Source organism: Paracidobacterium acidisoli (assembly GCF_003428625.2).
In the GTDB taxonomy this organism is placed as follows: domain Bacteria; phylum Acidobacteriota; class Terriglobia; order Terriglobales; family Acidobacteriaceae; genus Paracidobacterium; species Paracidobacterium acidisoli.
Window position 1 is genome coordinate 13,992 of the sequence record NZ_QVQT02000004.1, and the last position, 25,061, is coordinate 39,052.

Consider the following 25,061-nt stretch of genomic DNA (forward strand, 5'->3'; position numbering starts at 1 on the left):
GATAGAAGAACGAAGTCCATGCGAGTAGATTGATTCCTGCCTGCTCTATCCAGGGGAACCGAGCCTGATGTCCAGCCCTGCCTCTACGCACACCCTCGAATCGCCGCGCACCGCCACCTCCACCCGTCTTGTTTCGCTCGACGTGCTGCGTGGCATCACCATCGCGCTGATGATCCTCGTCAACAACAGCGGTCCGTATGCCTGGTGGCCCTTCCGTCATTCCGACTGGAACGGCTGGACACCGACTGACCTGGTCTTCCCGACCTTTCTCTTTCTCGTCGGTATCTCCATTGTTTTCTCCACCGAATCCCGTCTCAGCCGCGGCGCAACCAAAGCCAGCCTGCTCTCTCATAATGTGCGGCGCTTCGTCGTTCTCTTTCTCCTGGGCCTCGTCGTTAACGGATTCCCCTTCTTCCATCTGGCGACCCTCCGCATCTACGGAGTGCTGCAGCGCATCGCCATCTGCTTCCTCATCGGCAGCGTCCTGTATCTCTGGGACCGCCAGCGTATCAGCAGCAAAATCACTCTCATCATCGTCGCCCTCCTCGGCTACTGGATTCTCATGCGCTGGGTCCCGGTTCCCGGCTATGGAATGCCTGTGCGCGACATCCCCCTGCTCGACAAAAACGGCAATCTCACCGCATACATCGACCGCCACATCTTCCCCGGGCGTCTCTATGAAGGTGTTCGCGATCCAGAAGGCCTGCTCAGCGATCTGCCCTCCATGGCTACCCTGCTTCTCGGCATGCTCACCGGCATCTGGCTGCGGACAAAGCGCACCCTCGGGCAAAAATGCGCGGGCATGCTTGCCTCCGGTGTTCTTTGCATCGTGCTCGGCGAGCTCTGGAACCCCTGGTTTCCCATCAACAAAAAGCTCTGGACCAGCTCCTTCGTGCTCTTCACCGCCGGCGTCGCTCTGGTCAGCCTGGGTCTCTGTTACTGGGCGATAGAAATCAAAGGCTGGAAGAAGGGCTGGACCTTTTTCTGGCTGGTCTTCGGCACCAATGCCATTACCGCCTATGTTATATCCGAATTACTGGCAGCCGGCCTCTGGGCCGTCCGCACCGGGCCTCATACGAGTCTTGATTACTCTATCTACCGGCACCTGTATCAGCCCATCCATCCGCCGGTCATCGGCTCTCTGTGCTATTCCATCTCATTTGTGCTCGTCTGCTGGATTCCGGTCGTCTTCCTCTACCGGAAAAAGATCTTCATCAAAATCTGATTCCGTCTGCGCAGCCGCTCAGAATGTCTTTATGTATTCCGTCAGTGCCCGCTTGTCGTCATCCGGCAGCGTCGACCCAAAGGTGTGCCCCCGGTCCTCGACAAAATCGGGAGCATTGTCCGTCAGCAGAAAGAGCCCGTTGACATGGCCACCCGATGTGATGCGGCACAGCAGCCGGTTCAGAAAATTATCTCTGCGCAGAACCTCCGGCGGCACAGCGCCAGCATTGGCAACCACGTCAATGGGCGTATTGCGCGCAATGCACACATGACCGCCCTCCTCATACTCGAAAGTGCTCGCCTGCGTCGTCCGCCGAATCGTCTTCAGCCCGTCTCTCCGCTCCGGCCACAGTAGCTTCTGCATCGCGTCTTCATAAGCGGCTATCCTCCCCGCAACCGACGGATCGCCATTGAATATCCCCAGCGAGTTGTTATGAAAAAACGGCGCCGTAGCCCACACATTGGCCAGCGTCGGCGTCCGATAGTAGCCTCTGCCGCCCCTCGCCTCCACCGGCAGCAGCTTCAGGCTCGGATGCAGCGGATCTGTCAGCCCTGAGATCTCTACCTCCGGCTGCTGCTTGTACGTCTCCGAGGAAAACTCCGCCCAGATATGCCCCGCCTGAGCATTGGTGCCCATCGCGCGCTCGCTGTTGGTGCCAATCTCTGAGACCGGATGCCTCACATCGTCTGACAGAAAGTTATCCGTCAGAAAATCCTCCTGCATCACTGCCTGACGAAACCACTCGGTCTCGGATCGTGCATCGCCCTGCGGGGGCCGCTTGCTCGAGTGGCACCTCGCGCAGTTCTCCGCGAATACCAGCTTGCCTCGCACTACCACCTGCTGATCCTTCGGCAGATATGCCGCTCCGCCATCGGCATCGGCCAGCTTCAGCGGAGCAAGCGTCCGCAGAAAAGCCTCAAGACCATTCATCCTCGCTTCGGTGTTCGTCCATCCCTCATCGCATGCGCCATCCTGTTTGCGCGCGCTTTTGGGATCGAAAACCGACTGTGGACGCTTCAGCCCGAAGACCGGATCATGCAGCGTCGTCCACACACCCGCACAGACGCCGATATTCACATACACGCGCAGCGCAGCGCACGCCGTGTCGTCCACGCCCGGCTTCGGCGTCGGATCATCCAGACACGCCGACCCCACCGAATCCGAGCCGTCTTTCAGCACGTGATACACCTCGCGCGTCACGCCGTCCGCCGTCACCTCTTTGAACTTCGGCCGGTCGTTCAGATTCGCAATGTTGTTAATCACATTCGGATTGTTGATGTGATCGGTCGCAACCTGAGAAGTATCCGACGTTCCCGGCGGCTGCGCCTGCGCCACCTGCCATCGAAAGTCGCTCGCCTTCAGCCCTCTCTTCGGCGGATACTTCGCCGTAAAGAACAGCTGTTCGCGAAAATACTGGTTGCCGATTCCCGGAAACAGATTGTGCCATTGCGGATTCTCCGGATCGGCCGGCGGATGCAGCGGATTGAATCCCACATGGCAGAAGCCGCACGCAATGCCGATCAGATACGGCGGTTCCATCGTCGCCGGATCGGCCATGTACTTCTTCACATCCCACTCGGACTCTTTGAACTTCGGATTGCGGAACTTCCTCAGCCCCATCACACCCGTCGGCTCTCCCGGAATATCCGGAATCTGCGGCACATCCGGACTCGAACAGTCATCCATCCACAATCCATACTGATCCGCGTGCGTCGCCTTCATGCAGTCCGGGTCGCTGATCACGCCAAAGCGCCGGAAGCGCTCGCCGCGATATCGCGAATCGACCGCCTGCAGCAGATCAAATTCGCCATGAGATTCCACCGCAAGAAACCGCCACAGCGCCTGATCGCCCACAACTGACTTGCCGGACGCATCCACATCGCCGCCCGTCCAGAAGTACCAGGTATCGCGCCCGTGCATCTGCAGCGGAGTCAGCCCGGCATAGCTCGACTGATAGCAGCTGCTCCTGCCGCTCGGACAGGGATAGGTATTCTGCGCCCAGGTGGTGAAACCACCGGTCGCCGCCGCGGCGGCCAGTATCACACCGGCAGCCCGAATAAGGAGAGATCGTTTCAGGTGCATGAACGTGCTGCCCCTTCAGGAGAGAGTTCCGGCGCTCGGAGCAACTCCCCATCTCCTGACCGGCGTCATCCTACCACACGTCCTCACATCCGGCTTGACTTTGTTCCACCCCGTCCTGTACTTTCGCCCCGTTCCTGCCGGATCGTTTCGTCCGGATGCTTGCATCACCCGTCTCCTCTTCTTCTCAACCGGGTTCGCGTCCAGTCGTCCGTCCGGTTCGCTCCACGAGACGGCGGCAGATAGCTCTATCGCTCATCTGCCCAGGCATCGCCAGACAGAACAGATCCGTTGCACTGCTCCGCATTGCCATCTTTCGCAATCCCCGGCGCCACGCGCTCAGGAGGTTCCGTTCATGTCCGCTGCCACCGTAACCAACTGGTTCGGCAACATTGTTTCCCATCCCCAGGTCATCGTTGACGCCAATTCGGTCGACGACATCATCGCCGTCTTCAAAAATCCCTCCACCTACCCCTCTCCCGTTCGCGCCGTCGGGTCGAACCATTCCACCGCCCCCTGCGGCGTCGCCGAAGGGGGAACCCTGATTCGCATGAAGATGAATCAGATCCTCAACATCGGTCCCGACACCCTCACCGTTCAGGCCGACGCCATTCACCTCGACATGGCGAAGGCGCTCGAAGCCAAAGGCATGCAGTTCTACGTGAACACTGAAATCGGCAGGCTCTCCGCCGGCAGCGCCGCATGCGCCGGAACCAAGGACGCCTCCTTTGCCGGCGAGTATGGACAGGTAGGCTCCTACATCGTTGGCGTCAAAATGGTGCTTCCCAATGGAGATCTTCTCGAAGTCACCGAAGCCGAACAGCCCGAGCTGATGCAGAAGGTGCGCTCCAGTTATGGCCTCTTCGGCATCATCTACGAAGTCACCTACAAAATCCGCCGTCTTCTGCCTATGGCTGTGCACCATACAACTTACAGCCTGCAGGATTTCCTCAGCGCTCTGCCCGATCTGAAAGCCCTCGGCTATTCGATGATGTTCTACATCTTTCCCTTCGACAACAAAATCACCGTCGAATACCGCAAATACAATCCCGGAGCCACCGGCGAACCCAACCGCTGCGCCTGGGCGCTGCGCAATCATATCTGGGGCACTTCAGGCCCTAAGCTCGGCCATGATGTCGAGCAGAACTTCTCTGTTCCCTCCATCCGCTATGGCATCATCGACGCCTTCAACGCAGCCTGGCGGCTCCAGCTTGAGAACATCGTCGTCAGCGACTACACCATCCCCGGCGATCAGATCATTCACTACCCCACCGTCTCCGACGACAGCCGCTACACCTTCAGCCTCTTCGCCTTTCCTGAAGAGGAATACCCCGCAGCCCTTACCGACTTCTTCAAATTCTGCACCGACTACTACAGGCAGAAGGGCTACCGCTCCAACCTGCTCTATGTCGGCTACCGCATCGCGCAGGATCAAAAGGCTCTGCTCTCGTATTCATGGAACGGCACCGTCATGACCATCGATCCCGTCTCCACCGCCAATCCCGGCTGGGACGACTTCCTCACCGCCTATAACCAGTTCTGTGTGGATCGCAACGGCTGTCCGCTTCTCAATCAGACTCCAGGCCTCACCGCTGCCATAGTGCAGAAGGCCTTCGGTGACCGTCTTAAAACACTCGAGGAAACGCGCAGACAATACGACCCTGAAAATCGTCTGCTCAATGATTACTTCCGCACTCTGCTGTCGTAGAAGCTCCCTCCCCAGTCTGCGGCGTGCCTTACTGGTGCGCCGCAGAGCCCGTGGCATGTCCGCAGAACGCATGCCACAGGGGTCGCCCTGACGCCTTCCAGCGCTTCACGATCTCGTAAACAATCACCGTCGCATATGTCACCGCGACCCAGAGAAAGACCTCTTCGATCGGCAGTCCTGACCACGCCGTCACATGGAGACCAATAATCTGCCCATTCTGAAAGCCCCACCATCCATACGGCAGCGCCAGCGTCACCTCCCACATCAGGCTCACCAGCAGCATCAGAAACATCGTCAGGCTCAGAGCGCGCCAGTTGATAAATGGTCTCGCCGAAGGCAGCAGCAGGCCCGAAGGCAGCAGCGCCACCAGCACCAGAAACAGAAAGTATCCCGGCAATCCCGCCGGATCGACGGAAAAGAGCTTCTTGTACGCGATGCCGGCCGCGATCAGCACCACTGCAATCGCCAGCGACCACGGATGCACATGCAGCAGCCGGTCGAACGTGATCCGAGACTCCGCCGTGGCCGGCACGCTGTAAGCCGCCAGCCAGTACTCATCGAACCAGATATAAAGCAGCAGCACCGCCAGAAAGCCAGTGAAGTAGAAGATGTACTCTTCCACAGGAACACTGTGCCCCAGCGCCGGCGCGCCAATCCCCAGCGTCGCGCCCGCATTCGGAAAGACAAAGAAATACTGCGCGAAGAAGAAATCCAGCAGCGCGCCCAGCGGAAAAAGCAGAACAATCGTCCACCAGAAGGCGTGCCGCGAAAACTTTACCTCTTCACTTGGCAGAAACCAGAACGCGATCACCAGCACCGGGATGATGAAGAGCAGCAGGCTCACCGTATATCCGTACGGCGACGGCTGAGGAAGCAGAGGCACGGCTGCAGGCACAACCCGAACACGGTGCAGCGTCAGCGCAGCCGGTACAGCAACCATGCAAAACATCGCTATCACCAGCCTCAAGCTGGTGCGCGGAGATGGATTCTGTGAAGCGGGCATACGAACCCCTCAAACAGACCGCCTGAAAAAACAGGCGTGAATTCAGGCTGTCAGCATACCCATACTTCCGCTTTGATGGAAACGATCTTTTTCCGGTGAGGCTTCCGCAACAGATCAGATTTCAATGAGCGCTCGTCTCGTTCCATAAAAATGCCAGCTCGTCGGCCTCATCCTCCACCAGCTGCGACAGAGAAACACCTGCGCTGTGTCCACCCTTCAGCGAGTAGTGCAGCAGAATGGGCCGGTCGCCTCCGTCCTCTGCCTGCATCAGCGCCGTCATCTTGCGGGCATGCAGCGGATCGACGCGCGTATCGTTGTCTCCGGTGAAGAACATAATCGCCGGATACTTTGTTCCGCGATGCACATTCTGATACGGCGAATATCTGCGCAGATACTCGAAGTCCTTCGCGTCGTCCGCGCTCCCGTACTCCGTCGTCCATAACCGGCCAAATTCGAACTTCTGATAGCGCAGCATATCCAGCAGCGGATACCCGCACCAGATCGCGCCGAAAAGGTCAGGCCGTTGCGTCATCGCCGCTCCCATCAGCAATCCGCCATTCGACCGCCCCCGAATCGCAAAGCGCTCGGGCTTCGTGTAGTGGTTATGGATCAGGTATTCCGCGGCGGCAAAAAAATCATCGAAGACATTCTGCTTGTTCCCGAACATCGCCGCCTTGTGCCAGGCCTCTCCATACTCGTTGCCGCCTCGCAGATTGGGCACGGCGAAAAATCCTCCCTGCTCCATCCACCACGCGTATTCCGCGTTCCAGCCCGGCAGCTCCGGCACATCAAAGCCGCCATATCCGGTCATCAGCAGCCGAGCCTCGCCATCGCGAGCCAGCCCCTTCTTTCCGGCAATAAACATCGGCACCCGCGTGCCATCTTTCGATGCATAAAACACCTGCGTGATCTCATACTGCGCCGAATCGAATGGCACCTTCGGCGCCGCGAAGACCTCGCTTTTGCCGGTGCGAATGTCATACCGGAAAATCGTAGGCGGCGTTATGAACGATTCGAAGCTGTAAAATCCCTCGTTCTCCGTCGGACGCCCGTATACCACCGTGCCCGAGCCAATCCCCGGATACGTCAGCCGTCCGGTTTGCTGTCCGTCCAGCGTATAGATCGCCGTCTCCGTCTTCACATCGTGCAGCCGCGAAACGAAGATCCTCCCGCCCGCAATGCTGAATCCGTCGATGACGTCCTTCCCTTCGGGAATAATCAGCTTCCACGCGGCCGGCGCTTCATTCGGGGTAGCTTCCACAATGCGCCCGTTCGGAGCCTCATAGTCTGTCTGCAGAAAAAACCTGTTGTCCGCCTCCGTCGCACTGATATGTGCTTCAATGCCATACGCAAGCGGTGCGAAATCGCTTTCCGGCTTACGCAGGTCCTTCACCAGAATGTCGTCGCTGGTCGCCGGAACGCCGTGACTGATATTCACCATCAGGTAGTGCTCATCATCCGTCGTATACGCAACCACCAGATCCAGCTCGCCCAGCTTCTCTCCGCGGTACTCACCGCCAAAGATTTTCTTATCGCTGCTGAAGGCACTTCCAAATGTATGGAGATAGACGTTTGTTCCCTCATGCGTGAAGCGTGAGTAGTAAATGCCCTTCCCATCGGGCGTGAGATTCACGCCAAAGTAGCGCGCCGACGGCAGAACATCCGGCAGCTCCCTTCCCGTCGTCACACGCAGCACATGGACGGACAGTTCATCCGCTCCGCCCTGCCGCACTCCATACACCAGCAGATCGCCGTCATTCGAGATATCTTCTATCTCCACCGAGGTATTCTGATCGGCGCTCAGCTTTGTCGCGTCCACCAACCGGCGGTCTGCGCCCTTCCATCCCTTGCGAAAATAAATCGATGCCTGGTTCTCATCGGCCAGCCGCTTCTGAAAGAAATACCTTCCTCCCCGCTCGATCGGCATCGAGTAGTTGTCGACACGCTGCAGCGCATCCAGCTGCTTCGCAATCTGCGGACGTATCTTCACCTGCGACAGATACTGCTGCGTATAGCGGTTCTCTTCGTCAATCCACGCCCGCGTCGCCGGACTCTTTGCATCTTCAAGCCAGCGGTATGGATCTTCGACGCGGACACCGTGATACTCATCCGTCACCACATGCACCGCGGCCACCGGCGGCGCCGCCAGCCGAATGCCGTTGCCTCCATCGACCGGACCCTCGGCCTGCGCCGTAAAAAAGAACACAGCCACCGCCGCGCCTGTCAGCGCAACCCGCCAGACCGCTGCCCCTAAGCCTGCCTGCATATGCCATCCCTTCCGCGCAAAGATTTCACTCAGATGGAAAGGCCATTCTATGGGATTGCCGCCGCGGCTTCGCTCCAGAATGTGAATGTCCGCGGCGTAATACGCCCAGGAAAATCTCTGCGAATCCCGCTCAGCGCCCTGAAGAGCGCAGCCGATTCCCTCTCCAGCCCCAGCAGCGCCAGGGAGCGCAGAATCCGTGTCAGCCGTAAATAATTGTGGTTCTCCGGCCAAAGCCAGTTGTCTGCCGTTGCCGCAAAGTACTCCGCTCGACGCACCTGCCCATCGCTCGCCCACTCCAGGCCGTAGAAGCGCAGCATCCGCAGAAACGACTCTCGCAGCCGCTGCCGCATCTCTGGTGAAGCATGAAACGCAGCGATGGTCGCCGCACTCAGCGTCGGAGCCCACGGATTCGCCCCGCTGCGCTCCGGCAGCGGAAACAGCCACTGGATAAAATCGTGCATCGCTTCCAGCCGCTCGTCCGGCCAGGCAACAATCTCTTCCCATCTCCTGCCCGCATCGTCCGCTCCGCCTTCGCGGTAAAACGCCATCAGAGCATCAGATTGTCCATCGTGCTGCATCCTCTCAGAGCTCCTCAGAGATGAATCCACCCCTTCGCAATTGCCAGCAGTGAAACTGTGCCCACCACCACCCACAGCAGCACTCCCTGAATCATCGGTCTCGCGCCCACTTCACGAATTGTCTGCCGTGAAATCCCCGCACCGATCAGAAAGAGCGTGACCGCCAGTCCCAGCCTGCCCAGCTTCGCCAGCGTCGCATACTCCGCATGAAACCACGGTATGTAGCTGTTCGCAACCGCCGCCAGACAAAACCAGAGAATGAACCACGGCAGATGAACACGCGCTCCGCTGCGCCGCACCATCGCTACCCCCAGAGAGACCGGAACAATCCACAGCGCGCGCGCCAGCTTCACCGTTGTGCCGATCGTGAGCGCAACCGCGCCATACTTTGCCGCGGCACCCACCACAGAGCTTGTGTCATGAATCGCCAGCGCCGCCCACAGCCCAAACTGCGTCTGGGAAAGATGCATCATGCTGCCGATCGCCGGAAAGATAAACAGCGCGATGGAGTTGAGCACAAAGACCGTGCCCATGGAAACCGCCATCGCCTCTTCGCTCGCGTTTGTCACCGGGCCCAGCGCCGCTATCGCACTACCGCCGCAGATCGCCGTCCCCGCTGAGATCAGAAATCCCTGAATCTTCTCTACATGCAAAAACCGCGCCAGCAACATGCCCAGAGCCATCGCGAAGCTGATGCCGATTGCCGTGTAAAGAAAGCCGGAGCGGCCGACGCGCACCACCTGACTCAGATTCATCCCGAATCCCAGGCACACCACCGAAGCCTGCAGCAGAAACTTCGACAGCCGCTTCGCGTCGAGGTGCCAGGGATGAACTACCGTCAGCCCATAAGCCAGTCCCGCAGCAAGAGCCATCGGCGGAGAAAGAACTCCGCTGGCGGCCAGGATGATTCCCACGAAGAACAGATTCTTTGTCATGGCAGCATCAGAGTCGCAGGCCCTGGCCATGCGGTCCAGACACTGTTTTGGATGGGCGATAAGTTTTACTTATCGCCGCCGGATGCTTTCCCTTCCGCCAGCGCGAAGCGCTCGAATGCCGCAGCCGGTCCCTCCGGCAGCGGACCAGGCGAACGAATCAGCGTGAAATCGCGCCGGATATCGAGCCCGTCGACAGCGACTGTTTTCACCGTCCCCAGACGAACCTCTTTGCCGATCGCCCACTGCGAAACAAAGCCTGCGCCCAGGCCCGCTTCCACCCCGGAGACAATTGCCTCCGTCGAATCAAGGTCCATCGCAATGTGCAGCTGCCTCTGCCGCAGCCCGGCGCGCCGCAGCGCCAGTTCCACCACTCGCCGCGACCCCGATCCCCGCTCCCGCATCAGCAGCGGCACACCCGCCAGCGCCTCGGGAGCAATTCGCCCGCCCGATGCCCACGGATGCCTTCGCGGAACGATCAGCACCATCCTGTCTTCCAGAAATTTCTGGCGGTGCATCTCCCGGCTCGATGCCGGGCCTTCGATAAAGCCCAGCTGAATCTCATTCCGGCCCAGCGCCGTGATCACCCGTTCGGTGTTTCCGCTCATCACCGCCAGATCGACCCGCGGGTGCTGCTTCCGGAACGCTCCCAGCATCCGCGGCAGCACATACTGGGCCACGGTGGTCGAAGCCCCCAGACGCAGTTTTCCCGTCGCCTTGCCCTGCACGCGTCCTACCGCCGCCAGCGCCTCTGCCGCCAGCTGTGCCCCGCGCTCCGCATATTTCAGCAGCACAGCTCCCGCATCGGTCAGCCGCACCCGCGCGCCGCTCCTGTCAAACAGCGGAGTGCCCAGCTCTTCCTCCAGCGCGTGAATCTGCTGGCTCACCGCGGGCTGGCTCAGGTGCAGCAATTCGGCCGCCCGGCGAAAACTGGCCTGCGCGGCTACAGTACGGAATACCTTCAGTCGAAAATTTTCCATAGAATCTGGTTATCGTATGCCGTCACCTGCAACCTCTTCGCGCTGGCGAAGAGTATTCGCGATTCTACGCCCCTCGCACAGCCACACGGCATTCACTGCCACGCTGCTGCTCATGGCGTCCGCTCTCGCCTCGCGCGTCATCGGACTCGTCAGGACCAAATACATCGCATACCTCCTCGGCCGCACCGCCGCCGCCGATGCCTTCAACGCCGCCTTTCAGCTTCCGGACATGGTCTCCTACTTCCTTGTCGGAGGCGCGGCGTCCATCACCTTCGTCACCATTCTCACCCGCTACCGCGAAACCGGCCGCGAGGCCGAGGGTGAACGGTCGATGTCCGTCATCCTCACCACCATGACGCTGGTGCTCGGCATCGCGATCCTGGTCGCGGAAGGAATCGCGCCGCTCTACGTCCGCGCTCTGCTGCACGGCTTTGAGAATGATCCCGGCAAGGCCGCTCTCTGCGCCCATCTCACGCGTATCCTGCTGCCCGCGCAGCTTTTCTTCCTTGCCGGCGGGGTCTTCGCTGCAGTCCTTCTCGTGCGCAAGCAGTTCGCCATCCAGGCCCTCACCCCGCTCATCTACACCAGCGGAATCATCTTCGGCGGCATCCTGCTTTATCACCGCCTCGGCCCCTCCGCCCTGGCTCTTGGAGCCGTTGCCGGAGCCTTCCTGGGCCCCTTTCTGCTCAACGCCATCTGGGCCCATCGCGTCGGCATGCGTTTCCGGCCGGTTTTCAATCTCGCCGATCCCGGCCTGCGCGAGTGGGTGCGTATGTCCATCCCACTCATGCTCGGCGTCTCGCTGGTCACCGCCGATAACTGGATCATCAATTACTTTGCCTCGCACACCGGCGGAGCCGTTTCTCTGCTGACCTACGCCAAGCAGCTCTTTACCGCTCCGGTCGCTCTCGGCCAGGCCGCGGGCGCCGCATCGCTGCCCTTTCTCGCCTCGCTTTACGGCAAACTCGACGCCGCCGGAGCTCCGGATCGCGCCCCCTTCGCGCGCGCCGTCAACTCCTCCGTCTCGCGTATTCTTGCCTTCTCCCTGCTGCTCTCCGCCTTCATGATCGGCATGGCGCTACCCCTGGTCGATCTCATCCTGCGCGGCGGGGCCTTTCATCGCGCCGACTCCGGCGTCATGGCCCTCTACTTCGGAATCTTTTCCATCTCGCTCTGCCTCTGGTCGGCCCAGGCCATCTATGCCCGCGCCTTCTACGCCGCCGGAAACACTCTCACTCCCATGGTGGCCGGAACCATCGTCACTGCGCTCTCTCTGCCCGTCTACTGGTATCTCTATCGCGCTCTGGGTCCGGTCGGTCTCGCCGTCGCCTCCGACATCGGAATCTTCGTTCAGACCATCACGCTCGCCGTGCTCCTCCATCGGCGGCGCATGGTTTCCCTCGCCGGGCTCGAATACTCCGAGCTGCTCCGCTCGCTGATTGCCGGCGCGGCTGCTTTCGTTGCCCTCGCCGGTCTGCGGCATTATGTGCATACCACCAGCCGGCTCTTCGAGCTGGCTCTTCTCACCGTCGCGACTCTTCTCTGGCTTGCGGTCTGCGCCGCCATCCTGCGACTCACCGGATCAGCGCTGCCCGGCCAGTTGCTCTCTCGCTTTTCGAAGCGAGCCGAGGCCTGAGCCGGTCTCAAAAACAAAAGCCTGCAGAAACACGAAGGCTCCTGCAATGATCCATCCGCAGGAGCCTCGAAAGACAGAAAGTAAAAAAATTATGCCTGAACTGCGACAGCCTTTTCCGTGGAAGCGGCGGAGTTCGCCGTCTTCGCTTCATTGCTTCCCGGTTTGCGAATGTCGATGCCGCCCTTGAAGAACGCGCCATCTTCAATCGAGATGCGCTGCGCTGTTACGTCGCCGGTCAGCGAGCCTTCACTGCGAATGTCCACGCGGTCGCTGGCATTCACGTTGCCCCGCACCTTGCCCAGCACCACGATCTCGCGCGCGGAGATGTTCGCAGCTACCTGACCGTTCCGGCCAATGGTGACGCGATTGCCGGCCAGGTTGATTGAGCCTTCCACCTTGCCGTCAATGTAAAGAGATTCCGATCCCGTAACTTCGCCTTTGATGACCAGGCTCTTGCCAATCGTTGCCTGTTCGCCGGAAGAAGCGTTGCTGCTCTGCGGGGTCGCTGCGGGAGCCGGACGCGTGCTCGACTCAAAGCTGGGGGTTGCGGGCGTTGCCGGACGCGTCGGTTCGCTGTTCGGCGTCTGGGAAGAGCTTCCGGGCTGATTTGGTTTCCACATCACTACTTGGTTCCTTTCTTCTCCTCTGGTGTATCGTGCCCGCGTCTTCCGTTCGCAATCCGTTGCATCGCGGAAGAAACGCAAAGCTCCAAACGTCGATCCTCACCCTCACCAGGAATCCCTCGATTCCTTCCGCGCAATCGCCGCTGTTGTCTGCATCTTAAACATCCTTCCGTAAAAATGGCACCCCCCGGGGTTTATCTTTTGTGCGAACCTCTTCAGGTACCCTGGCAACGCGCTTACGATAGTAAGCATGACCGATCGCGAACTGCTGCGTCATATCGAACGCTCTCCCGGCAGCCGCGCCGGCTATAAGCAGCTCGTGCGCGAGTTCGGCCTCGGCGGAGGACGCGAGCGCCGTCTGCTTCTCGAGCACCTCGCCCGCCTCACCCTTGCCGGCCGCCTCACCAAAACCGACCGCGAGCAGTGGTCTATCGCAAAAACCGCGCATACCCGCGACAACCTCGTTGCCGGCCGCCTTGACCTGCATCGCGACGGCTTTGGATTCGTCCGCGCCGCCGACCGCAAAACCGGCGATGACGACATCTTTATCCCGCCGAATGAGATGCAGGGGGCCATGCAGGGCGATCAGGTCCTCGTCGAGCTCGCCCCTCCCCGTGGAGACGGCCGCCGCTCGGGCCGCATCGTCCGTGTGCTCACCCGCCGCAACCCGACCGTCGTCGGCATCTTCCACTACGCGCGCAGCGAGCGCGCCCAGGGGCATCATGTCGTGCCCTTTGACGAGCGCATGACCCAGCCCATCGTCATCCCCTTCGACAGTGACCTGCCCGAGCCGGGCTCATCGGCGTCCCCGCACCGCGTCCTCGGCGAAGAGGCGCGTCACGCATACTCTGATCTCGAAGGCCTCGTCGTCGATGTGGAAATCACCGACTGGCCTGGACCCACCCACCCCGCGCGCGGTCGCGTCCTCGAAGTCCTCGGCGATGAAGATGACTTCGGCGTGGATGTGGAAATGATCATCCGCAAGCACCAGCTTCCACGTATCTTTCCGGAAAATGTACTTGCTGAGGCCCGTTCCGTAGCCCATCTCGATCCCGTCATCGTCGCGGCGCGCCGCGACTTCCGCCATCTCCCCATCGTCACCATCGACGGAGAAACCGCCCGCGACTTCGATGATGCCGTGCTCGTCCGCCATCACGGCGACGGCACCTGGGAGCTGCAGGTGCACATCGCTGACGTCGCGCAGTACGTCACACCCGGCTCGTCTCTCGACCTCGAAGCACGCCTTCGCGGAACTTCTGTCTACTTTCCCGACCGCGCCATTCCCATGCTCCCGCAGAAACTTTCCAGCGATATCTGCAGCCTTCGCCCCGCCGAAGACCGGCTCGTCCTCTCCTGCCTCATGCGCATCGACGAGCATGGCGCCATCCTCGGCTACGAGGTCTCCGAAGGCGTCATTCGCTCCGCCCGCCGCATGACCTACACCCAGGTCCACGCCATCCTCGACGCCGACCCGGTTGTCCGCGATGAGTTCCGCGACCTCGTCCCGGAATTCGAGCGCATGCACGAGCTCGCGCTCATCCTCAATCGCAAACGTGAGCGCCGCGGCTCCATCGACTTCGACCTCCCCGAGCCCATCATCGAGTTCGACCAGTTCGGCGCCATGAAGGCTGTCACCCGCTCCGAACGCAACTGGGCGCACCGCCTCATTGAGGAGTTCATGCTCGCCGCCAACGAGTGTGTTGCCTCCTGGCTTGAAAACCTCAGCGTGGCTTCCCTCTACCGTATCCACGAAAAGCCCGAGCCGCGCCGCATCGTCGAATTCGAAGACACCGCCGCCGCCTTCGGCTACTCCCTCGGCATCGGCAACCTTCCCGTGAAGCGCTTCACCATGAAAAGTGAGCGCCGCGAATACAGGACTGATCGCCGCAGTGGAGGCAATCATCGCAGCCAGCCGCATGCGCACGAAATTCCGGATGAGATCCCCGTCACCCCGCAGATGTACCAGAAGCTGGCCGCAAAGATCTCCGGCAAACCCGAAGAGCGCATCCTCTCTTACCTCATGCTCCGCTCACTGAAGCAGGCCCGCTACAGCGAGAAAAATGAAGGCCACTTCGCCCTCGCCGCGCCCTGCTACACGCACTTCACCTCTCCCATCCGCCGCTACCCCGACCTCATCGTTCACCGCATCACCAAAGCTCTTCTGCATCGTGGAATCGATGGCCACGGCATCCTCTCCACCGGCGAGCCGCACGCGAAAAAGCCGTCCCGGCCAGCGGCTCAAAGCAGCCCGTCCCTGCTGATCGAGTCCATCGATGAAGATGCAGCGCTTCCAGTGGAAGCACCAGGCTTCAGCCCGGTACACGAGCCTCTCGATGAGGAATCGCTCAATCTCATCGCAACTGAGTCCAGCGAAACCGAGCGTCGGGCCGATGCTGCCGAGCGCGAGCTCGTCGAATGGAAAAAAATCAAATTCATGAAGGATCGCGTTGGCGAGGAGTTCAGCGCCATGATCCTCAGCGCCACGAAATACGGCCTCTTCGTCGAGCTCGACGACCTCTTCGTCGAAGGTCTTGTCCCCATTCAGAGCCTCGGCGCGCTCGACAATGACTATTACTCTTTCCGGGAAAACACCCGTCAGATCATCGGCGAACGCTGGGGAAGAAAATTCTCCATCGGCCAGCGCACCCGCGTCGTTCTCGACCGTGTCGACGCCGTCGAAAAGCGCCTGCAGTTTTCCATCCTTCTCACTGACGATCAGCTTTCTGCGGCCGCCACTGCTCGTCCCGCAAAACCATCGCGAAAAGCTGCAAAGAAAGCGGAAAAGAAGAAGAAGAAGCGCTTCGACGCCTCTGCCGTTCCGGCATTTGCCGAAGGCGTCGCGCGGCCGCCGGACAAGAGCAGGCGCGGGAAGAAGAAAAAGAGCATGCAGCAGGCCGCTGGTCCAAAGCGCTCCGGTGGCAAAGGCAAGCGCCACCGATAAAATCTGTATTCTGCACCGGTGCAGACAAGTGAGGCCTCGCCCGTCGGCGAAGCCTCGATATCACTCTGCTGTGCAGTACAACCGGATCTGGTTTGCCTCCGCTGAATCTTCTCCCTAAAGAGATTCAGGCCACTCCGGTTTCTTAGCCCGTCTGTCGCAGTTTTAACACCACGTATAGAAACAACTTTCTCAGGCCATCCATATCTTGTGCAGCGAATGCGGATATGTCAAGAAAAAAGCGGGATAATCTCCTTCGCTGGCGATTACCTTCGGTCATGTTTCCCGGAACCGAATCCCCGTCCCAGGCGTATGGTTTCATCGAGGAGAAATTCCGCGATGATGCGCACCACCCTCACAGTGGCTCTGCTGGCCCTCATGACAGGCATGGCCGGCTGCCACATCTCTGTCGACAAATCAAAAGACGGCGACAATAAAAATGTCCGCATCGACACCCCTCTGGGAGGTCTCCATGTCCGTTCCGACGACACCTCGGCTGCCGATCTCGGCCTGCCCGTCTATCCAGGCGCGCAGATCTCGCCCGACAGCGACGGTGACAAGTCCGCGGACGTGCACCTCGGCTTCGGCAAATGGCAGCTTCGCGTAAAAGCCGTTACCTATCAGACTGCGGACTCTCAGGACAAAGTCGTCGCCTTCTATAAAAAGGCGATGGCGCGCTATGGCGATGTGCTCCAGTGCGACGGCGATAAAACGGTGGGCGCACTCACCGTCACCGGTGAAGGCCTCACCTGCAGTGAGGAGCACGGCAAAGCGCATGTCAACATCTCCGACTCCGGAGATCTCAACCTCAAAGCCGGCTCGCGTCACCATCAGCACATCTTTGCTCTCAAAAAGAGCAGCAGTGGTACGCGATTTGCACTGGTTGAGTTGCAGCTTCCTGAAGATCTGGACCGTAATTCCGACACCAGCGACTGAGCCCGGCTTACCCGCGCCGCTCCCGGTACAATAACCCTATGGAAGCGGTTTGCCATCGCTGCGGCGGTTCTCTTGTCGATTCGGGGATCTTTTGCCCGCACTGCGGTGCGCCTCAGCTCCGCGTTCAGGAAGGCGATGAAGCCGACCTGCAGCAGCCGGCCGCCGTGCAGCGCAGCGGCACGCGCGACCGCCACAAGGTCTCCTGGAAGCCGGCAATTACCTCCGCTCTCCTGCTCGCTGTACCGCTCGGACTCATCTCCGGTCTGGTGGGCTTCAGCATCTTTCTCCTTCTGGCCGGCGGATTCGCTGCCGTAGCCCTCTATCGCCGCAACTGCCCCTCGGCCCTTGCCGACGGCCAGGTTGGGTGGCGTATCGGAGCCGTTGCCGGTCTGCTGACTTCCTTCATCGCCGCCCTTATGGAAGCTGGCGATCTGGTCATTCACCGCTATTTTCTCCACAACGCGGGGAAAATCGACCAGCAGTTCCAGACTATGGCGCAGCAGGTCGCTGATTCGGCCCTCAAGAGCGGCTCTGAGGGAGCCCCCCAGGCAGCCGAGCTGCTGCACCATTGGGTCGCCTTCTGGCTCTCGCCCGACGGACACGCTGCCATCCAGCTTCTTACCGTCGCCATCGTCTCCTTCGGAACCGTCCTCTTCGCCGCTGCCGGCGGAGCTCTGGGCGCGCGCATTCTCGCCGCCCGCGAGCGGACCCGCCGCGCCGTCTGATTACAGCTCCGGCGCCTGTTGCCCGCTCCCGCCCGCTCCTCGTATCATCGCCAAAGCCCCTATGTCCGATACCATCGCCTCCGCAAATCCGAAGCTGCGCGAAAAAGGGCGGATCATGTCCGCCTCTGAGATCGAGCGAACCCTGGTTCGCCTGGCGCACGAGATCATCGAAAAAAACAACGGAGCCGACAGCCTCGGCCTCGTCGGCATTAAACGGCGCGGCGTGCCCCTGGCCCAGCGGCTGGCCCGCCTGATCGGCGGGATCGAGAAGCGCACCATCGACTCCGGCGTGCTCGACATCAGCTTCTATCGCGACGACCTCTCCACGCATGGAGTCCGTCCTGTTGTCACGCCCGGCGCCATCGGCTTCGATGTTAACGGCCGCAACATCATCCTCATGGACGATGTGCTCTACACCGGCCGTACCATCCGCGCCGCGCTCGACGCGCTCTTTGACCACGGCCGTCCCACGCGCGTGCAGCTGCTGACCCTGATCGATCGCGGCCATCGCGAGCTGCCCATCGAAGCGACCTTCGTCGGCCGCACCGTCCAGACCAGCGACCGCGAGATCATCGAAGTCAGGCTGCGCGAAATCGACAACGACGAACAGGTGCTCATGGTAGAGCGCGTTGACTGAACGAACCGGCAAAAGCCTCGCCATGCCCGCAAAGACATCGCAAAAGCACTCTTCGATCTCCTCGCTTTCCGCCCGCCCGGTCCATCCCGCATCGCTGATCTCCATCACCGATCTCTCCATCGGTGAGGTCCGGAGGATACTCTCCCTCGCGACCGAGCTTGAGAAAGAAGATCCGCAGCAGCGGGCAAAGTGGCTGCGCAAACGCCGCGTCGCGCTGCTCTTTTACGAGTCCAGCACCCGCACCCGTACCTCCTTCGAGCTCGCCGCCAAATCCCTCGGCGCGGATACCACCCTGGTCAGCTCCCTCTCTTCGAGCATCGAGAAAGGTGAGTCGCTGAAGGACACCGGCATCACCCTGCGCGCCCTTGGCGCCGAGTGCATCATCCTGCGCAGCCCCTGGTCAGGCGGCCCGTATCTGCTGGCCCAGGCCACCGGCCTGCCCGTGCTCAATGCGGGCGACGGCATGCACCAGCATCCTTCGCAGGCGCTGCTCGATCTGCGCACCATGCTGCGCTTTCTCGATCTCAAATCCGCCAAAGTCGCTGCGCACGCGCTCGCTGGCGTGACCGTCACTATCTGCGGAGACATCCTGCACAGCCGCGTCGCCCGCTCCAACGCGCTTCTGCTGCCGCAGCTGGGAGCGAAAGTCATCCTCTGCGGCCCCGAGCCTCTTCTGCCGGAAACAGCCGCACAGCTCGGCCCCGGCATCGTCATCGAGCGCGACTTCGATCATGCGCTCCGCCAGTCGCAGATCGTCATGATGCTCCGCATCCAGGCCGAGCGCCTCGCCGGTCTCCGCCTCGATCTCGGCGAGTACACCGCGAAATATCAGGCGAATGGCGAGCGCATCGCTGCGCACGCGCCAAAGGCGCTCATCATGCACCCAGGCCCCATCATCCGCGGCATGGAGATCACCAGCGACGTCGCCGACGGCCCGCAGTCCGCCATCGAAGAGCAGGTGCGCAACGGCGTCGCCATCCGCATGGCGCTGCTGGCCCGCGCCCTCGGCACCAAGAAAGGAGCCCGCGCATGAAGCCACTTCTGATTCGCGCAGGCCGTCTTCTCGATCCCGCGAACGGCGTGGACAAATCCGCCGACCTGCTGCTGCGCGAGGGCAAAGTCGCGGCCATCGACGCGCCCGGCCGCATCAAAGCCGCCGGAGCCGATCTCATCGACGCCAAGGGCCTCATCGTTGCTCCCGGTCTCGTCGATATTCACGTCCACCTGCGCGAGCCCGGCCAGGGATACAAGGAAACCATCGCCACCGGCACCCGCGCCGCTGCCGCCGGCGGATTCACCAGCGTCTGTGCCATGCCGAACACCATCCCCGTCAACGATTCGCCGGAGACAACCCGCTGGATGCTCGCCCCCGAGCGAGGCGCCGCCATCAGCGTGTATCCCATCTCAGCAGCGACTCGCGGCTCCATGGGCGAAACCCTCATCGACTACGCGGCCATGAAAGCCGCAGGAGCCGTAGCCGTCACCGATGACGGCAAACCCATTCTCGGCGATGACATTATGCTGGCCACGCTCAAAGCCGCAGCAAAAGTGGGCCTGCCCGTTATCCAGCACGCTGAGGACACACGTCTCACCGGCGGCTGTTCCATGAACGCCGGTCCGGTTGCCTTTCGCCTCGGCCTGCGCGGTATGTCTGTCGAAGCCGAATCCGGTCTCGTCGAGCGCGATATTCGTCTGCTGGCAAAGGTGAAGGGCGCGCATCTGCACGTCGCTCATCTCTCCACAAAGAAGGCGCTCGATGCCGTGCGCCAGGCGCGCCGCTCCGGGCTGCATGTCACCTGCGAGGTGGCGCCGCACCATTTCGTGCTCAATGAAGAGCGCATCGGCAACTACGACACGCACGCAAAGATGAATCCACCTCTGCGCGCCGAAGCCGATCGCGAAGCCATGATCGAAGGCATCCTCGACGGAACCGTCGATGCCATCGCTACCGACCATGCCCCGCACGCCGCCCACGAAAAGGAGCAGGAGTTCGAGCGCGCTCCCAACGGCATCCCCGGTCTTGAAACCGCTCTTGGGCTCACCCTTTCCATCCTGCACGTCAGGCACAAAATGCCGCTCGATCGCATGATCTCACTGCTCAGTTCCCGGCCTGCCTCCGTTCTCAATCTGAAAGATCGCGGCACCCTGAGCATCGGCGCTGCAGCCGATGTCGTCCTCTTTGACCCCTCTGAAAGCTGGACCTTCCACGCCACTGATTCGCTCTCGAAATCGAAGAACACACCCTTCGACGGCTGGTCTATGCAGGGCCGGGTGAAGCAGACCATCTGCGGCGGCAGAATCGTCTTCAGCCGCTGAATCGATTCACGAATGCCGGTTAATAACCCCGGTTATGGTGCTCTGCCCGATTACCAGCGCACTGTGACCGTCTTCGTCACATAACCGTCCCCCGGCGGAAACGTGACCGCCATCGTGCGCAGCCCATCGCTGACCACACCCATCTCGGCATCATCGGTACGCAGAGTCAGCTTCGGAGCGTTCTCCCGCAGATCCAGCACCTGCCGGCTCCCGCCCTGCGCCGCAAGCGTCAGCGTCAATGTACGCCCGCTGCTCTGCTGATCCAGCACTTTCATCTCCTGCGTCTCCGCACCCGGCTCCGGCAGCTTCTGCCGCAAACCCGCCTCCACTGCAGGCAGAGGAATTCGCAGCGTGCGCCCTTCAGCTTTGGCTCCCGGCACATGCGAGGCCAGCCGCACCTCGCCACTCCGGGAAGCCTCCACTACCATCTCCGCGCCGCGCCGCGTAAACGTCAGATCGAACCGGCTGCCTCCCAGCGGCACCCTCCGCACCGTCACCGTCTTCCACTCCGCCGGCAGATGCGGCGCCACCATCAGCGTATGCTCCCCCGCATTCCACTCCAGCCCGAACATTCCCCGCAGTACCGGCGAGATCACCATCGCCGAAGACCACAGCTGATGCGCCGTGCTCCGTCCCAGCGGCTGATAAAACTGCCCCGACAGCAGCTCCGTCACATTGCCCAGGTCCTGTGCCCAGGTCATCTCCGCGTTCTGCATCAGGTGGGCATAGCCGGCCAGCGTTCTTCCCGCGCGATACTCCGCCACAGAGACCCAGCCCGTATACAGCGGCCATACCGTTCCCTGGTGATAGCTGATCGGATCGTAAAAACTCACACGGTCGCTCAGAATCCGCGTGCCCCAGTCCGTCGAAAACTCGCCTGATGCCCAGCGGCTCATCATCGCGTCGGGATGCTCCAGCGCCGCATTGCCGTCCCACCACGCCACCGACGGAAAAATCGTCGCCGTGTTGTCCGTCGATCCATCCGGATTGCGGCTGAACGCATAAAAGCTCTCCGACGGCACGTAGTATTCCTTCTCGATCGCGCTCCGCAGCCGTCCCGCGCGCTCTCGCGCCTGCTGAGCCTCATCGGCATGCCCCGTAACCTGCGCCAGCTCCGCAAAGGCCGTGCTCGCCTCTTCATCCAGCAGCGCCAGATAAATCTCCTGGTGCGGCATCGACGGCACCCACGACTCCACCCAGCCCGTTCCCTGGCTGTTGTTATAAATCCCATCGTCCGATACATGCGCCGTCTCGAACCGCCACGCCTTCAGCAGCTCATTCCAGTGCGTCCGCACAAAATCCGCATCGCCGCTGATCTTCAGATAATCCGCCATCGCCATCTGCAGCAACGGTGTCGAATCCGCCGCGGCATATTCGTAAGGCAGTGCATGCCAGTCCACCAGGCTCGCCGTCTGCGACCACTCGTGCATGATCTTCCCATCGGCCCGCTGCCTCTCCAGCAGAAACTCCACCTCCTGCCGCGTCACAGAAAAATCACCGCAGCTGTCCATCGCATACAGCGTCCACAGAGAGTCCCGTCCGAAAAACCATCCAAAACCCGGACGCGCCGAATCCCCCGAGCCCACGAATCCCGCCGTCAGCGCCTCTTCTTTCCCGTCCGGCTCTCTTTGCGTCAGTGTTCGGATGCGAAGCTGATCGATCGAAGCCTCCGCCCATGAGAATGCCGCATTCAGTTGCGCGTCGGGCGTCTCGATGCCGGTGCTCGTGCTCAGCAGCTTCGCATAGTAGGCCTCGTTGGCCTGTACCTGCGACGCCGCCAGGCTGTCGAGCTCCGCCAGGCTCTTCGCAAATGCCTGATGCGTCGTCGCCGCATCCGAATTCCCCACCGCGATCAGCAGTGGAAACAGCGTGTGAGCATCCGTCTTCGGATCGAAGTGCAGCACAAACTGCAGCGGCCAGAAGCTCGCCCGCTCCTGGTAAGGCGCCAGAATCCCCGGCTCCGCCCGGGGCATCGCCAGCGCCGCCGCATTTCCCGGCAGATTCTCGTGCAGAATGTAAAAGCCCGATCCCCCCGCTGTGCGAACCCACTCCGGCGAAGGCGGCGAATCCGACAGCGCGGGCCACATCCGGTCCATCACCGGCGTAAGACTGAACGTCAGCGTCATCGGTCGCACTGCCTCAATCTGATAAAGAACCAGAACTCCCGACCCCTCCGGTGTCTCTTTCGGAGCAAACATGATCTGCCGGATCGTGAAGTTCGCATGCGAATACGTGATCGTCGTCGAATCCGGACGAACATCAATCGATGCCGCATGCTCGTTCACATCAATTGGAACCGGATAATCCTGCATATTCGCCGTGATTTTCAGACCGCTGAAGACCTTCCACGGAAAGATCCACGCTTCAAACCCGCCATCCTGCTGGCCCAGCAGCGCGCCGCGCGGCCCGATCACCGAAAACGGCTGCTCCGGCGAGCTCTCGTGCGAAATCGTCAGCGCCGCCGGCTGCGGCAGCACGCCCGCTGAAGGCAGCGTCGGCAGTGCAGGCAGCCCCCGCTGCGCCATCGCCTGCATGCAATAAAAGAGCACCATCAAAGACAGCATCGGAGCAATATGCTTCATAGCTTTTCCGTCCGCGTGGAACGGGTCATGATATATCCGGAACCGGATCTGAGGGAGGGTGAGATGACTAAGAGAAGACAAACCACAATTCTGCTGGCCATGCTGCTCTGTGCCGCGACGGCATTTGCAGGCGATAAAGCCTCTATCCTGCAGGTCCTTACCGCGCAGGAAACCGCATGGAACCGCGGGGACATCGATGCCTTCATGAAGGGCTATCAGGACTCGCCCGAAACCACCTTCATCGGCCAGCAGATCGCGCGAGGCTATCAGCCCATTCTCGATCGCTACCGGCACAGCTACCCCGGCAAATCTGCTATGGGAATCCTGCACTTCTCCGAGCTGCAGGTGCGTATGCTCGGCGCCGGCCACGCCGTCGTGACCGGTCACTTTCATCTCGCCCGCACCCAGGCCGGAGGCGGCGACACTGGCGGCATCTTCTCGCTCGTCTTTGAAAAGGAGCCCGAAGGCTGGCGCATCATCCTCGATCACACCACCGTCACAACAAAGCCCGCTCCCTGAAGCCCCTTCGCCTACTCACCGCGTCACCCTGTCTCCTCACAGAGCGTGGGTTAGACTTTTCTTTGAAGCATCCACAACGGGAGAAGTTGAATTCATGAAAGTGCTGGTCATCGGGTCGGGGGGCCGCGAGCATGCGCTCTGCCGCGCTGTTCGCAGGTCTCCTCGGGTAACAGAGCTGGTCTGCGCGCCGGGAAACGGCGGAATCGCTGCGGAGGCGCGCTGCGTCCCCGCCAATCAAAAGGACCTGAACGACCTTCTGCGCGTCGTTGCTGCCGAAAATCCCGACCTCACCGTTATCGGTCCTGAAGTACCGCTCGCGCTCGGCCTCGCCGACGAGCTTATCCACCGCGGCCTGCGTGTCTTCGGCCCCACCAGCAAGGCCGCCATGCTTGAAACGAGCAAGGGCTTCGCCAAGCGCTTTATGCAGCGGCACAATATTCCCACTGCCAACTATGCCGTCTGCGCCTCCCAGGCAGAAGCGCTCGAATCGCTCGACCTCTTCCACCTCCCCGTCGTCATCAAAGCCGATGGCCTCGCCGCCGGCAAAGGCGTGCTCATCTGCGAGTCGAAGCAGCAGGCGCAGGAGGCTATCGCCGGCCTCTTCAGCGGACGCCTTCTCGGCTCCGTCGAAACCAGCATCATCGTCGAGGAATTCCTCACCGGCGAAGAGCTTTCCTTCCTCGTCCTCAGCGATGGAAAGCACGTCGCGCCGCTCGCCCCCGCGCAGGATCACAAGCGTCTCGGCGAAGGCGATACCGGACCAAACACCGGAGGCATGGGCGTCTATTCCACCGATGCCATGCTCGATCCGGAAATGAGGGCCTGGCTGCTGCACCATATCGCGCAGAAGACCATCGATGGCATGGCTGCCGAAGATACGCCTTTCGTCGGCGTGCTCTATTGCGGACTGATGATGACCGCCCGCGGCCCGATGGTCCTCGAGTTCAATGCCCGCTTCGGCGATCCGGAGACGCAGGCCATCCTGCCGCGCATGGAAAGCGATCTGATGGAAGCACTGGAAGCATGTGTCGAGGGCCGTCTGAGCGAGACCGAGTTCCGCTGGAAGCCCGGTGCGTCGGCATGCGTTGTCGCGGCTTCGGAGGGCTATCCCGGCAGCTACACGACCGGCCATAAGATCAGCGGACTCGATGCCGCCGTCCGACTGCCGGGCGTCGAGATCTTCCACGCAGGCACCTCGCTGGTCAATGGTGAATACCTCACCAGCGGTGGCCGCGTGCTCGGCGTAACCGCTACCGGCGACTCACTTGAGCACGCTCTCGAAGCGGCCTATGAAGCGATGAAGCTCATCTCCTTCGAAGGCATGATCTATCGGCGCGATATAGGGCATCGTGCGCTAAAGAAAACAACTTAGCCCGCG

19 protein-coding genes are annotated in these 25,061 nt (G+C 61.1%); 11 read left to right on the forward strand and 8 right to left on the reverse strand.

The window, feature by feature from the left end; genetic code table 11:
* Positions 1-67 precede the first annotated feature (67 nt).
* Positions 68-1,225: an acyltransferase family protein gene (locus D0Y96_RS11135; protein ID WP_117299870.1), complete on the forward strand. Its 1,158-nt coding sequence runs from the start codon at positions 68-70 to the stop codon at positions 1,223-1,225.
* Between the two features lie 18 nt (positions 1,226-1,243).
* Here D0Y96_RS11135 and D0Y96_RS11140 read toward each other — a convergent pair whose 3' ends face one another.
* Complete coding sequence (locus tag D0Y96_RS11140) at positions 1,244-3,307, reverse strand: hypothetical protein (protein ID WP_117299872.1); 2,064 nt, start codon at positions 3,305-3,307, stop codon at positions 1,244-1,246.
* 352 nt (positions 3,308-3,659) lie between these two features.
* Here D0Y96_RS11140 and D0Y96_RS11145 point away from each other — a divergent pair, with 352 nt between their 5' ends.
* Positions 3,660-5,012 carry an FAD-binding oxidoreductase gene (locus D0Y96_RS11145; protein ID WP_117299874.1) on the forward strand — a complete coding sequence of 451 codons (1,353 nt, stop codon included), beginning with the start codon at positions 3,660-3,662 and terminating at the stop codon, positions 5,010-5,012.
* A gap of 28 nt (positions 5,013-5,040) precedes the next feature.
* Here the strand turns inward: D0Y96_RS11145 and D0Y96_RS11150 are convergent, their stop codons facing one another.
* The 5 genes from D0Y96_RS11150 to D0Y96_RS11170 form a co-directional block, all read right to left on the reverse strand.
* Positions 5,041-5,952: a hypothetical protein gene (locus tag D0Y96_RS11150; protein ID WP_252263718.1), complete on the reverse strand. Its 912-nt coding sequence runs from the start codon at positions 5,950-5,952 to the stop codon at positions 5,041-5,043.
* A 184-nt stretch (positions 5,953-6,136) separates the two neighbouring features.
* Positions 6,137-8,281 carry a prolyl oligopeptidase family serine peptidase gene (locus D0Y96_RS11155; protein ID WP_117299879.1) on the reverse strand — a complete coding sequence of 715 codons (2,145 nt, stop codon included), beginning with the start codon at positions 8,279-8,281 and terminating at the stop codon, positions 6,137-6,139.
* A 47-nt stretch (positions 8,282-8,328) separates the two neighbouring features.
* A complete protein-coding gene (locus D0Y96_RS11160) occupies positions 8,329-8,859 on the reverse strand; it encodes an opioid growth factor receptor-related protein (protein ID WP_117299881.1) in 531 nt (176 codons plus the stop codon).
* A gap of 14 nt (positions 8,860-8,873) precedes the next feature.
* A complete protein-coding gene (locus D0Y96_RS11165; RefSeq protein ID WP_252263719.1) occupies positions 8,874-9,794 on the reverse strand; it encodes a YeiH family protein in 921 nt (306 codons plus the stop codon).
* 65 nt (positions 9,795-9,859) lie between these two features.
* Complete coding sequence (locus tag D0Y96_RS11170) at positions 9,860-10,771, reverse strand: LysR family transcriptional regulator (protein WP_117299887.1); 912 nt, start codon at positions 10,769-10,771, stop codon at positions 9,860-9,862.
* A gap of 16 nt (positions 10,772-10,787) precedes the next feature.
* Between D0Y96_RS11170 and D0Y96_RS11175 the strand changes: the two genes are divergently transcribed.
* Positions 10,788-12,407: a lipid II flippase MurJ gene (locus D0Y96_RS11175; RefSeq protein ID WP_117299889.1), complete on the forward strand. Its 1,620-nt coding sequence runs from the start codon at positions 10,788-10,790 to the stop codon at positions 12,405-12,407.
* 89 nt (positions 12,408-12,496) lie between these two features.
* On the opposite strand, the gene D0Y96_RS11180 is transcribed toward D0Y96_RS11175, so the two are convergent.
* Positions 12,497-13,027: a bactofilin family protein gene (locus D0Y96_RS11180; RefSeq protein WP_117299892.1), complete on the reverse strand. Its 531-nt coding sequence runs from the start codon at positions 13,025-13,027 to the stop codon at positions 12,497-12,499.
* Between the two features lie 253 nt (positions 13,028-13,280).
* Here D0Y96_RS11180 and D0Y96_RS11185 point away from each other — a divergent pair, with 253 nt between their 5' ends.
* The 6 genes from D0Y96_RS11185 (at position 13,281) to D0Y96_RS11210 (ending at position 20,582) form a co-directional block, all read left to right on the forward strand.
* Complete coding sequence (locus D0Y96_RS11185; protein ID WP_117299895.1) at positions 13,281-15,971, forward strand: ribonuclease R family protein; 2,691 nt, start codon at positions 13,281-13,283, stop codon at positions 15,969-15,971.
* A 336-nt stretch (positions 15,972-16,307) separates the two neighbouring features.
* On the forward strand, positions 16,308-16,904 hold the full coding sequence (locus D0Y96_RS11190; protein ID WP_252263720.1) for a hypothetical protein: 597 nt from the start codon (positions 16,308-16,310) through the stop codon (positions 16,902-16,904).
* A 38-nt stretch (positions 16,905-16,942) separates the two neighbouring features.
* Positions 16,943-17,629, forward strand: coding sequence for a hypothetical protein (locus D0Y96_RS11195; RefSeq protein WP_117299897.1), 687 nt, complete (start codon positions 16,943-16,945; stop codon positions 17,627-17,629).
* A gap of 61 nt (positions 17,630-17,690) precedes the next feature.
* Positions 17,691-18,266 carry a bifunctional pyr operon transcriptional regulator/uracil phosphoribosyltransferase PyrR gene (pyrR, locus tag D0Y96_RS11200; protein ID WP_286676411.1) on the forward strand — a complete coding sequence of 192 codons (576 nt, stop codon included), beginning with the start codon at positions 17,691-17,693 and terminating at the stop codon, positions 18,264-18,266.
* Positions 18,259-19,299: an aspartate carbamoyltransferase catalytic subunit gene (locus D0Y96_RS11205; RefSeq protein ID WP_252263721.1), complete on the forward strand. Its 1,041-nt coding sequence runs from the start codon at positions 18,259-18,261 to the stop codon at positions 19,297-19,299. The genes pyrR and D0Y96_RS11205 overlap by 8 nt, the downstream gene beginning before the upstream one ends.
* Positions 19,296-20,582 carry a dihydroorotase gene (locus tag D0Y96_RS11210; RefSeq protein WP_117299903.1) on the forward strand — a complete coding sequence of 429 codons (1,287 nt, stop codon included), beginning with the start codon at positions 19,296-19,298 and terminating at the stop codon, positions 20,580-20,582. The genes D0Y96_RS11205 and D0Y96_RS11210 overlap by 4 nt, the downstream gene beginning before the upstream one ends.
* Before the next feature lie 50 nt (positions 20,583-20,632).
* On the opposite strand, the gene D0Y96_RS11215 is transcribed toward D0Y96_RS11210, so the two are convergent.
* Positions 20,633-23,164 carry an amylo-alpha-1,6-glucosidase gene (locus D0Y96_RS11215; protein ID WP_117299905.1) on the reverse strand — a complete coding sequence of 844 codons (2,532 nt, stop codon included), beginning with the start codon at positions 23,162-23,164 and terminating at the stop codon, positions 20,633-20,635.
* Between the two features lie 63 nt (positions 23,165-23,227).
* Here D0Y96_RS11215 and D0Y96_RS11220 point away from each other — a divergent pair, with 63 nt between their 5' ends.
* Together D0Y96_RS11220 and purD are read left to right on the forward strand one after the other, a co-directional pair.
* A complete protein-coding gene (locus tag D0Y96_RS11220; RefSeq protein ID WP_117299907.1) occupies positions 23,228-23,683 on the forward strand; it encodes a YybH family protein in 456 nt (151 codons plus the stop codon).
* 94 nt (positions 23,684-23,777) lie between these two features.
* Entirely contained in the window at positions 23,778-25,055 is a 1,278-nt protein-coding gene (purD, locus tag D0Y96_RS11225) for a phosphoribosylamine--glycine ligase (RefSeq protein WP_117299909.1), read from the forward strand.
* The last annotated feature ends 6 nt before the right edge of the window (positions 25,056-25,061 follow it).